The 685-nt window shown below is 63.8% G+C and carries 1 protein-coding gene; it reads left to right on the top strand.

Going from position 1 to position 685, the window contains the following annotated elements; all coding sequences use genetic code 11:
- Positions 1–104: 104 nt before the first annotated feature.
- Positions 105–685, top strand: a 581-nt coding sequence (locus tag K206_RS0136985) for a TenA family transcriptional regulator (protein ID WP_020207205.1), incomplete at its 3' end; no start/stop codon positions are given.

Genomic DNA, 685 nt, shown 5'->3' with positions numbered 1-685 from the left:
TTGACCTTGGTCAACCCGGTAGATAGTATACAATCTACACATTGATTCACCGGCAGGGCCACAGCGGCCCGATTCCAACGCGATCCCAACCCTGGAGCCCCCAAATGCCCGAACTCATGAACCGCGAAGTCTTCCGCGCCGCGCTCGAAAACGCCATCAAGGGCAAGAGCGCCAACAAGGCCCCCTTCAGCATCGCCTGGGCCAGCGGCAAGCTCTCCCGCGATCACCTCGCCCGCTGGGCCGAGAACCACTATCACTACGTCGGCCCCTTCGCCGACTACCTCGCCTACATCTACGCCCGCACCCCCGACCGCTTCACCGAGGCCAAGGACTTCCTGCTCGCCAATATGTATGAAGAGGAAATCGGCGGCGACCGCCACACCGACCTCCTCATCCGCTTCGCCGAAGCCTGCGGCACCACCCGCGAGCGTGTCATCGACCCCGACAACATGTCCGCCACCACCCGCGGCCTGCAAAGCTGGTGCTACGCCGTCGCCATGCGCGAGGACCCCATCGTCGCCGTCGCCGGACTCGTGGTCGGCCTGGAATCGCAGGTGCCTTCCATCTACCGCAAGCAGACCCCCACGCTGCGCGAGAAGTACGGCTTCACCGACGAGGAAGTCGAGTTCTTCGACCTGCACATCGTCTCCGACGAGATCCACGGCGAGCGCGGCTACCAGATCGT

The organism is Cupriavidus sp. WS (assembly GCF_000395345.1).
Classification (GTDB): domain Bacteria; phylum Pseudomonadota; class Gammaproteobacteria; order Burkholderiales; family Burkholderiaceae; genus Cupriavidus; species Cupriavidus basilensis_B.
Note: the sequence above shows the minus strand (reverse complement) of the source record. Positions and strands in the feature narration are given on the sequence as shown.